We start from the raw sequence: 8,633 nt of genomic DNA on the forward strand, positions 1-8,633 counted from the left end.
TCACCTCTTTTGGCTGCCCCGCGGTGCCCTCCCCCCCCCACCCCCCCCCCCCCAACCGACGGACAACCAAACCCCCCCCCCCCCTGTTGTGCAGCCCCCGGGGGTGCGGGGGCAGCGCCCCCAAGCGGCGGCGCACATGCGAAACGGGGTCCCCGGGGCGGAAGCCCCGGGGACCCCGTTGCAGGACGTCAGTCCTTGATCTCGCAGATCGTGGCGCCCGAGGTGACGGACGCGCCGACCTCGGCGGTGAGGCCGACCACGGTGCCGGAGCGGTGCGCGTTCAGCGGCTGCTCCATCTTCATGGCCTCGAGTACGACGACCAGGTCGCCCTCGTTGACCTGCTGGCCCTCCTCGACCGCGACCTTGACGATCGTGCCCTGCATCGGGGAGGCGAGCGTGTCGCCGGAGGCGGCCGGGCCGGACTTCTTGGCCGCGCGGCGCTTCGGCTTCGCGCCACCGGCGGCGGCCGTGCGGGCCAGGGTCATGCCCAGGGACGACGGGAGCGAGACCTCGAGGCGCTTGCCGCCGACCTCGACGACCACCGTCTCGCGGCCCGGCTCGTCCTCGGTGTCCTCCGCGGCCGGGGCCGTGAACGCCGGGATCTCGTTGACGAACTCGGTCTCGATCCACCGCGTGAAGACGGTGAAGGGGCTGCCGTCCGTGGGGGCGAACGCCGGGTCGGCGACGACCGCGCGGTGGAAGGGGATGGCCGTGGCCATGCCCTCGACCTCGAACTCGGCGAGCGCGCGGGCGGCGCGCTGCAGGGCCTGCTCGCGGGTGGCACCGGTGACGATCAGCTTGGCCAGGAGCGAGTCCCAGGCCGGGCCGATCACGGAGCCGGACTCGACGCCCGCGTCGAGGCGGACGCCCGGGCCCGACGGCGCGGCGAACTTCGTCACCGTGCCGGGCGCCGGGAGGAAGCCACGGCCCGGGTCCTCGCCGTTGATGCGGAACTCGATGGAGTGACCGCGCAGGACCGGGTCGCCGTAGCCGAGCTCCTCGCCGTCGGCGATGCGGAACATCTCGCGGACCAGGTCGATGCCGGAGACCTCTTCGGTGACCGGGTGCTCGACCTGGAGGCGGGTGTTGACCTCCAGGAAGGAGATCAGGCCGTCGGCGGAGACGAGGAACTCGACGGTGCCGGCGCCGACGTAGCCGGCTTCCTTCAGGATGGCCTTGGAGGCGGCGTACAGCTCCGCGTTCTGAGCATCGGTCAGGAACGGCGCCGGAGCCTCCTCCACGAGCTTCTGGTGGCGGCGCTGGAGGGAGCAGTCACGGGTCGACACGACGACGACGTTGCCGTGCGAGTCGGCCAGGCACTGGGTCTCGACGTGGCGGGGCTTGTCGAGGTAGCGCTCGACGAAGCACTCGCCGCGGCCGAAGGCGGCGACGGCCTCACGGACGGCGGAGTCGTAGAGCTCCGGCACCTCTTCGAGGGTGCGGGCGACCTTCAGACCGCGACCGCCACCGCCGAAGGCCGCCTTGATGGCGATCGGCAGGCCGTGCTCCTTGGCGAAGGCGACGACCTCCTCCGACCCGGAGACGGGGTCCGGCGTACCGGCGACCAGCGGCGCCCCGGCGCGCTGGGCGATGTGACGGGCGGCCACCTTGTCGCCGAGGTCACGGATGGCCTGCGGCGGCGGACCGATCCAGGTCAGGCCGGCGTCGATCACGGCCTGGGCGAAGTCGGCGTTCTCGGAGAGGAAGCCGTATCCGGGATGGATGGCGTCCGCACCGGAGTCGGCTGCGGCCTGGAGGACCTTGGAGATGTCCAGGTAGCTGGCGGCCGGGGTGTCACCGCCCAACGCGAAAGCTTCGTCGGCCGCGCGGACGTGCAGAGCGTCCCGGTCCGGATCGGCGTAGACGGCTACGCTCCCGATCCCGGCGTCCCGGCAGGCCCGAGCAACGCGGACAGCGATTTCGCCACGGTTGGCGATGAGCACCTTGCGCACGATGGCTCCCTCCTTGAAACAAGCTGAGTTTAGGGACAGCCCACACGGCCTTTCGACCCTTCCCCGGTGGTGACCTTGCCCACACAGAGTGTGATGCGAGGGCCGATCCGCCGGGGAACCCTTGTGGCGCCCCAGGTCAGGGGGATCCCCGACTGCACAGTAACCCCGTCGTGTATCCAAGGTCTCTGTCCCCCCGGTCAGCGGCCCCGGGTGATTCTTTGTCGAGTCCCTACGAACGGCCCACAGTTTCTTTGCGGTCGTGAGAGGAGTTGTCCCCTTGTTTACTGATTGGTAGCCCGGTCGTCCCGCAGGCCGAACAGGGACAACACCGTACCCACAGCGATGCGGCCCGTACGGGCCCGGGCGGGCGGCAGCGCGCCGGGCGTGTCCTACGGATGGACGACATCGCGGCCCGCGACCGCGCGGCGGCGGTGATACCGGCGAGTTGACAACCCGCGCGGGCCGAACGGCGTCCTACGGACGGAGCGCGAAACGGCGACGGCGAGACGAGGGCGAGGCACATGGCGTTACAGGACTCCTTCCGGGAGCCCGTTCCCACCCGGTCCGGCACGGCAGAGGCCGGGTGCTGCGCACCGGCCGAGCAGGCGTGAGCGCCGGGACGCGGGCGCCAGAGGATCCGGCCGGGCGCCGGGTCCTGTCGGCGGCGCTGTTCGCGAGCGCCCCGGCGGAGGTGCTCGATTTCCTGCTGCCGCTGTGGGCGGGGTCGACGCTGGGCGCCGGGGCCTCGGTGGTCGGCGCGCTGATCGCCTTCGAGGCGGTGCTGTCGCTGATGGTGCGCCCGGTGGCCGGGGAGCTGGCCGACCGCTTCGACCAGCGGCGGGTGGCCGCGGCCGGTGCGGGTCTGTACGCCCTGTCGTTCGCGGGGTACGCGCTCGCCGACTCGCTGGTGGTGGCCTTCGTCGCGGCGGGCCTGGGCGGCGCCGGCGGTGCCCTGTTCTGGGTCGCGCTGCGGGCCTGGACCGGGCGGCGGGCGCAGGACGGTGACGGCACCTCCGCGTACGGAAAGTTGCTGTCGGCGGAGGGTCAGGGCGCGTTCGCCGGCTACCTGGTGGCGTTCTCCCTGCTGGAACGCGGCGGCTATCCGCTGCTGTTCTGGCTGGGCAGCGCCGCCTGCGCGGTGGCCATGGCCTCGCTGCTGCGCGGACCGCGCCAGGAGCCGGCGCGCGCCGCGACCGGGCGCGGGGAGCGGTGGGGTGCGGCGGAGCGCCGGCTGCTGCCGCTGATGGTGGTGTCCGCGGTGACGGCCGCCGCCGAGGCGGGGCTGTGGATGCTCCTGCTGCTCCGGCTGCAGTCGGACCTGGGGCTGTCCCCGAACGAGGTCGCGCTGGTCTTCGCCCCCGGCTTCGTGGTGTTCGTCCTGCTGCCGGCGCACGCGCACCACCTCACCGACCGGCTGGGCCGTACACCGGCCATGGTCGCCTCGTTCGCGGCGAGCGCGCTGTTCGCCGCGGGGCTCGCGGTGCTCTCCACACCGCCGGCCATAGCGGTCCTGTGGACGGTGGCCGCCGCCTGTTTCGCCGCGCAGATCCCGGTGGAGCAGGCGACCGTGGCCGCCGCCTCCGGGGGGCGGCTCGGCCGGGCCATGGGCCTGTACGAGAGCGCCCGCCTGGCCGGTGTGGTGGTCGGCCCCCTGGTGATGGGCCTGCTCTACGAGGAGGCCGGCTGGGCGGCCGCCTGCGGGGCTGCCGCGGCCACCTCGGTCGTGGGGGCGCTCGTGGTGCCGTACGCGGTCCGCACCCTGGGCCTGGCGCAGGAGGGGAAGAAGGCCGGGCCGCGGACCGGCGGCGCGGGAGAGGACCGGGCGGACCGGGAGGACACCGGCATCGACATGGGCGGGGACGCGGAGCCGGGCATGGACACGGAGACGGAGACGGGGACGGGGACGGGGACGGAGACGGAGACGGACGCGGGCATGGGCATGGGCATGGGCGAGCGGGAAGCGGCGCGGCAGCCGTCTGCGGAGACCGACCCCGGGCCGAAGGCCCACGCCCGCAAGGAACGGCGGGACTGGTACGTCCACACGGCCGCGTTCGCGGTGGGACAGCTGGTCCTGTGGGCCCTGGACTCCAGCTGGCTCGTGTGGCAGATCACGGACGGCGGCGTGCCCGGCGAACAGCGCGGACCGCTGGTCTGGGCCGGCCGGATCTGGCTGACCATCTGGGTGATCGACACCCTCTGGTCCTGGTCGTACACCGTCTGGCCGCGGGAGGAGAAGCCGAAGCCGTCGTCGTAGTCCCGCCGTACGGCGTGCCGTGGGGCGGGAGACGTCCGCAAGCCGGGTGTGCGGATGTCTTGCCCGCCGGGCTACCCGTTAGTAGCCTCCAGGGCGTCGAACGGGCTTGTGACACGTGGGGGGTGGGGGCATCGTGCTGCGAAGACTCGTGGCCGGACTGGCCGCGATCGTGCTCGTCGTGGAAGCGGCGGTGCTCGTGCTCGTCCACATCGTGCTCGGCCGGACCACGGCGAACCAGTCGATGTCGATCGCGGGCAGCGATCCGGATGTCATGTCCAAGGCGACTTACGCCATGGGGGCGGGCATGGGCGCCTTCCTCGTCCTGTGCGCCGTGCTCGCCGCCGTCACCGCCCTCCGCGACCGCGCCCCGGGCCGCTTCGGCCGCGTCGTGCTCATCGGCGGCGCCGTCGTCCACGGGGTGCTCGGCATCCTCTGCGTGGTCCTGGTGACCTGGGCCGCCTTCGCGACGATGATGCTGATCCTGTGTCTGCTCGTCCTGACCCTGACGTCCTACGCCGCCCGGCCCGCCCGGACGGATGGGAACGGCGGCGAGGGCGATGCGGGCGGGGACACCCCGCCCCTGCCGCCACCGCCGCCGTACGGGGAGCTCAAGCCCACAAGTCCGTGATGGACACGTCCAGTTCGCCCAGCAGGGAACGCAGCAGCGGCAGCGACAGTCCGATGACGTTGCCGTGATCCCCGTCGATGCCGTCGATGAACGGCGCCGACAGCCCGTCCAGGGTGAACGCCCCCGCCACGTGCAGGGGCTCCCCGCTCGCCACGTACGCCGCCACCTCCGCGTCCGTGGGCTCACCGAACCGGACCGTCGTCGACGCCGTGGCCGAGACCTGACGGCCGTCCGCCGTGTCGATCACGCAGTGCCCGGTGCGCAGCACGCCCGACCGTCCGCGCATCGACTTCCAGCGCGCGGTGGCCTCCTCGGCGTCCGCCGGCTTGCCCAGCGCCTCGCCGTCCAGCTCCAGCACCGAGTCGCAGCCGATCACCAGGGCGCCCGCGGCCTCGTCCAGCCCCGCCACGACGGCGGCCTTCGCCTCGGCCAGGGCCAGCGCCAGGGCGGCCGGCTCATCGTGGTTCAGGGTGTCCTCGTCGAACCCGCTGACGATCACGTGCGGGGCGAGCCCGGCCTGCCGCAGCAGGTTCAGCCGGGCGGGGGAGGCGGAGGCGAGGACGAGCGTGCGCCCGGTCGTCGAGGGCTCAGGTGTCGCAGTCATGGAGGTCATCGTAGGCGCGGCCCGCACCCCCCGGACAGCGTCTAGAAGTGGCCCACACCCAGGACGTACACCACCACGAGCATGGCGACGGCGAGCACCAGGGTCAGCCGCCGGATCATCGCCTGCGCGTCGCGCATGTCCTTGGGCGGCTCGTTCTTCGGGTCGGACCAGAGCATGTCTCGATCCTGGCCCGGGAACGGGTGCGGCGCCTGAGTACGGGTACTCAGGCGCCACCGTCCGTTCACATCAGGCCGGGCTACGCGGGCCAGTACGTACGGCCCCAGGCCCGCGGCCCCGGGTGCGGAACCCGGCGCCGGGCCACCCGGGCCGGCGCCGACCACTCGTCCGTGACCGGCGGAGCGCCCGACGGGGCCATGGCCAGCACCGCCGCGCGCGCCTGGACCACCGCCAGTGCGGCGGCCAGCTCCTCCGGGGTCGGGTTGCCCTTGACGACCTTGATCACCACAGAGTCCTCCTGGAGGGGCTAGAGCGGGATGTTGCCGTGCTTCTTCGGGGGCAGGGACTCACGCTTGGTACGCAGCTGCCGCAGCCCCTTCACCACGTGCGCCCGGGTCTCGGACGGCATGGTCACCGCGTCGATGTACCCGCGCTCGGCCGCCGTGTACGGGTTGAGCAGCGCGTCCTCGTACTCGGCGATGAGCCGCGCCCGGGTCTCCTCCACATTCTCCGCCTCCGCGATGGTGCGGCGGTGCAGGATGTTCACCGCGCCCTGCGCTCCCATGACGGCGATCTGCGCGGTCGGCCAGGCCAGGTTCAGGTCCGCGCCGAGGTGCTTGGAGCCCATGACGTCGTACGCACCGCCGAAGGCCTTGCGGGTGATGACGGTGATCAGCGGAACGGTGGCCTCGGCGTACGCGTAGATCAGCTTCGCGCCGCGCCGGATGATTCCGTTGTACTCCTGGTCGGTGCCCGGAAGGAAGCCCGGGACGTCGACGAAGGTCAGCACCGGGATGTTGAAGGCGTCGCAGGTCCGGACGAACCGCGCCGCCTTCTCGGAGGCGTCGATGTCCAGGCAGCCGGCGAACTGCATCGGCTGGTTGGCGACGACACCCACCGGGTGGCCCTCGACGCGGCCGAAGCCGGTCAGGATGTTCGGCGCGAAGAGCGCCTGTGTCTCCAGGAACTCCGCGTCGTCGAGCACGTGCTCGATCACGGTGTGCATGTCGTACGGCTGGTTGGCGCTGTCCGGGATCAGTACGTCGAGCTCGCGGTCGGCGTCGGAGACCTCGGTGTCCGCCTCCTCCGGGAAGGCGGGCGGCTCGGAGAGGTTGTTCGACGGCAGGTACGCGAGCAGTGACTTCACGTACTCGATGGCGTCCTTCTCGTCGCCCGCCATGTGGTGCGCGACGCCGGACGTGCTGTTGTGCGTGCGCGCCCCGCCCAGCTCCTCGAAGCCGACGTCCTCGCCGGTGACCGTCTTGATGACGTCCGGGCCGGTGATGAACATGTGCGAGGTCTGGTCGACCATGACCGTGAAGTCGGTGATGGCCGGGGAGTACACGGCGCCGCCCGCACAGGGCCCGACGACCAGGCTGATCTGCGGGATCACGCCGGACGCGTGGACGTTGCGGCGGAAGATCTCCCCGTACATGCCCAGCGCGCTGACGCCCTCCTGGATCCGGGCGCCGCCGGAGTCGTTGATGCCGACGAGCGGGCATCCGGTCTTCAGCGCGAAGTCCATGACCTTCATGATCTTCTGGCCGTAGGTCTCGCCGAGGGCCCCGCCGAAGACGGTGAAGTCCTGCGAGAACACGGCCACCGGGCGGCCGTCCACCGTGCCGTAGCCGGTGACGACGCCGTCGCCGTAGGGCCGGGTCTTCTCCAGCCCGAAGCTGGTGGAACGGTGCCGGGCGAACTCGTCGAGCTCGACGAAGGATCCTTCGTCCAGCAGCAGGGCAACCCGCTCACGCGCCGTCAGCTTGCCCTTGGCGTGCTGCTTCTCCACGGCACGCGCGGACCCGGCGTGGGTGGCTTCGTCGATGCGGCGCTGCAGATCCGCGATCTTGCCCGCGGTGGTGTGCATGTCGATCGGCTCTGACGGATGTGACATCGGGGTCGCGGCTCCCTGCGTGGTGTCAACTGCCTGGTCAATTGATTGACTACTGCTGGCTACTGGTGCGTAGCGTATCGGCGGGCATGGCGCTCGGCAGTGCGGCGTTTGACACACCTACTGTGGGTTGCATGACGCCATCAGATGCCTCAGCAGGTGCTTCCGCCGGTCGCTGGTCGAGCCTGGACCGGCCGCCCCTCAATGCCGCCGCCCTCCGGAGGGCCCTCGTCACCGGGGACGGGCTGTGGACCTCCGTGGAGGTCGTCGCCAGTACCGGGTCCACCAACACCGACCTTGCCACCCGGGCGGCGGAGCTGCCCGAGGGGGCCGTGCTCGTCGCCGAGGAGCAGAGTGCCGGGCGCGGGCGGCTGGACCGGAGCTGGGTCGCGCCCGCGCGGTCGGGGCTGTTCTTCTCCGTCCTGCTCAAGCCGGGCGACGCGGTGCCGCAGGAGCGGTGGGGGTGGCTGACCCTGCTGGCCGGGGTGGCCACCGCGACCGGGCTGTCCCGGGCGGCCGGCGTGGACACCGCCCTCAAGTGGCCCAACGACCTGCTGGTCAGCGTGGACGGCGAGGAGCGCAAGACCGGCGGGATCCTCGCCGAGCGGGTCGAGGACGGCGTGGTCCTCGGGATCGGGCTCAACGTCAGCCTGACCGAGGACGAGCTGCCGGTACCGGCCGCGGGGTCGCTGGCGCTGGCCAAGGCCTCCGTGACCGACCGCGACCCGCTCCTGAAGGCCGTCCTGCGCTCGCTGGAGGAGTGGTACGGGAGGTGGCGCGCGGCCGGCGGCGACCCCGCGGCCAGCGGCCTCCAGGAGACCTACGCGACGGGCTGCGCGACCCTCGGCCGGCACGTCCGCGCGGAACTGCCCGGCGGGCGCACCCTCACCGGAACGGCCGAAGCGGTGGACACCGATGGCCGTCTGGTGATCCGTACGGCCGAGGACCGGCACGAGACGGTGGGCGCGGGCGACGTCATCCACCTGCGTTCCGTGCACTGACAGGGGCGCGGGGGGGGGGGGGGGGGGGGCCCCCCCAAGGGTCTTGAACCCCCACCCCAACCCCGGGGCGGACTGAGAAGGGGGGGGGGGGGGAGACACACCACCCCCCCCGTTATGGTTCCGCGA

At 72.3% G+C, this 8,633-nt stretch carries 8 protein-coding genes; 3 read left to right on the forward strand and 5 right to left on the reverse strand.

Annotated features, from left to right (window positions below; genetic code table 11):
• Positions 1 to 188 precede the first annotated feature (188 nt).
• On the reverse strand, positions 189 to 1,952 hold the full coding sequence (locus ACZ573_RS01955; RefSeq protein WP_301367026.1) for an acetyl/propionyl/methylcrotonyl-CoA carboxylase subunit alpha: 1,764 nt from the start codon (positions 1,950 to 1,952) through the stop codon (positions 189 to 191).
• Positions 1,953 to 2,559: 607 nt separating this feature from the next.
• Here ACZ573_RS01955 and ACZ573_RS01960 point away from each other — a divergent pair.
• The gene (locus tag ACZ573_RS01960) at positions 2,560 to 4,206 is read left to right on the forward strand and encodes an MFS transporter (RefSeq protein WP_471297743.1); all 1,647 of its coding nucleotides are present in this window, start codon (positions 2,560 to 2,562) and stop codon (positions 4,204 to 4,206) included.
• A 133-nt stretch (positions 4,207 to 4,339) separates the two neighbouring features.
• Positions 4,340 to 4,834 (forward strand): hypothetical protein, encoded by a 495-nt coding sequence (locus ACZ573_RS01965; RefSeq protein ID WP_471297746.1) that lies wholly within the window; start codon positions 4,340 to 4,342, stop codon positions 4,832 to 4,834.
• Here the strand turns inward: ACZ573_RS01965 and ACZ573_RS01970 are convergent.
• The 4 genes from ACZ573_RS01970 to ACZ573_RS01985 all read right to left on the reverse strand — a co-directional run bounded on the left by ACZ573_RS01970 (position 4,815) and on the right by ACZ573_RS01985 (position 7,509).
• Entirely contained in the window at positions 4,815 to 5,438 is a 624-nt protein-coding gene (locus ACZ573_RS01970) for a nucleoside triphosphate pyrophosphatase (RefSeq protein WP_471297749.1), read from the reverse strand. The two genes, ACZ573_RS01965 and ACZ573_RS01970, sit on opposite strands and share 20 nt — an antisense overlap.
• Before the next feature lie 41 nt (positions 5,439 to 5,479).
• Positions 5,480 to 5,614, reverse strand: coding sequence for a morphogenic membrane protein MmpB (mmpB, locus tag ACZ573_RS01975; RefSeq protein WP_301367022.1), 135 nt, complete (start codon positions 5,612 to 5,614; stop codon positions 5,480 to 5,482).
• Between the two features lie 80 nt (positions 5,615 to 5,694).
• Positions 5,695 to 5,901, reverse strand: coding sequence for an acyl-CoA carboxylase epsilon subunit (locus tag ACZ573_RS01980; RefSeq protein ID WP_471299010.1), 207 nt, complete (start codon positions 5,899 to 5,901; stop codon positions 5,695 to 5,697).
• A gap of 21 nt (positions 5,902 to 5,922) precedes the next feature.
• Positions 5,923 to 7,509, reverse strand: a complete 1,587-nt coding sequence (locus ACZ573_RS01985) for an acyl-CoA carboxylase subunit beta (protein ID WP_301367021.1) — start codon at positions 7,507 to 7,509, stop codon at positions 5,923 to 5,925.
• 131 nt (positions 7,510 to 7,640) lie between these two features.
• On the opposite strand from ACZ573_RS01985, the gene ACZ573_RS01990 reads away from it, so the two are divergent.
• Entirely contained in the window at positions 7,641 to 8,507 is an 867-nt protein-coding gene (locus ACZ573_RS01990) for a biotin--[acetyl-CoA-carboxylase] ligase (protein WP_471297753.1), read from the forward strand.
• The last annotated feature ends 126 nt before the right edge of the window (positions 8,508 to 8,633 follow it).

Source organism: Streptomyces sp. NPDC040545 (genome assembly GCF_055595065.1).